Genomic DNA, 1,218 nt, shown 5'->3' on the forward strand with positions numbered 1-1,218 from the left:
GCCGGGGGCACGGGGGGTGTGGCGCGGGTGGGGTCGGTGCGGCGCATGGCGGCGTCCCTCCCTCAGGGGTGCGCGGGCACGGTGGTCAGCAGCGGCTTGGGCGAGGTCGTGCCGCCGGGGGCGCCGACCGCCGTGAGGGTGAGGACGAGGGTGAGCGCCGCGGCCAGTCCGACCGCGGCTGCTGTCAGGGCGCGCATGGCCGGCCTCCCCGGTGAGCTGATGCAGCGTCAGGCGGGGGCACCGTAGCAACGGGCGGCCGAGATGAGAACACGTGGCACCGCCGTCCTGCCGTGGACGGCGGGGATGAGAACACGTGGTACCGCCGTCCTGCCGTGGACGGTGGGCAGGACGGCGGCGATGGGGGCGCGGTCATCGGCCCGGTGCCGAACCGGCCGGGGCGGCACGCCTGTTGGGGCGGTGCGCTCCGGCCGTGGCGCTCTGGTCCGGGGTGGGCGCGCGGTCAGGAACCGGCCGGGGCGGCGACCTTCAGCTTGACGATGAGCACGGCGCCGTCGGCGGTGGTCAGCCGCAGCCGGAACGTCCCCGCGTGGGAGTCCGTGTAGATCTTCGGGACCTTCAGCAGGCCGTGGGCGTCGGTGGTGAGACCGGTGAGGGTGCGGACCGGATCGCCCTGTTCGTCGCCGGTGGCCTCGGGGTCCTTGAAGTAGGGGCCCTTGTCGTTCTCCACCGGGTGGTCCGGGTCGTCGGTGACCATGGTGGCGGTGACCGGCACCCCCGCCGCGAGCTTGCCCCGGTAGGTCGCCTTGATCTCGACCGCGTCCTCGGCGAAGGGCTGGCCGGCGGTCGCCGTCAGCTCCTTGTCCGAGGTGCGGGCGAGCTTGTCGGCCTTCGGGGCCGGCCTGGCCTTGACGGTGGCGCCGAAGACGGCGGCGGGCGCGCCGCGGCCCACGGCCGTGGCGCGGACGGTGAAGGCGCCGGGCTTCTCGCCCGCTCGCAGGGCGGGGGCGGTGGCCAGGCCGGCCTTGTCCGTGGTGACGGTGACGGCGGTCCGGTTGCCGGGGAAGCGGGCGCCGGCGGAGGCGGGGAGGGTGAAGCGGACGGGGGCGCCGGCGACCGGCTTGCCCGCGGCGTCCTCGGCGCGCACCTTCGGCGAGGCGGTGAACTCGCTGCCGGCGGTGGCGGTCAGGTCCTTGTCGCCGACGCGGGCGAGGGCGGTGAGCCGGGGCTCGGCGGGCGGTTTGGGAGTGGGCTTGGGGG

The 1,218-nt window shown here is 76.2% G+C and carries 1 protein-coding gene and 1 pseudogene; both read right to left on the reverse strand.

Annotated features, from left to right (window positions below; translation table 11 throughout):
• Window positions 1-62: 62 nt before the first annotated feature.
• Window positions 63-197 (reverse strand): SPW_0924 family protein, encoded by a 135-nt coding sequence (locus tag EST54_RS33885; protein WP_006606250.1) that lies wholly within the window; start codon window positions 195-197, stop codon window positions 63-65.
• 263 nt (window positions 198-460) lie between these two features.
• A pseudogene (locus EST54_RS34375) lies at window positions 461-1,218 on the reverse strand (lytic transglycosylase); the annotation flags it as partial.

The organism is Streptomyces sioyaensis, from assembly GCF_004122735.1.
GTDB lineage: Bacteria > Actinomycetota > Actinomycetes > Streptomycetales > Streptomycetaceae > Streptomyces > Streptomyces sioyaensis.

Coding starts and splice junctions, on each gene's coding strand:
- EST54_RS33885 (WP_006606250.1), bottom strand. CDS start 197: ATGCGCGCCCTGACAGCAGCCGCGGTCGGACTGGCCGCGGCGCTCACC.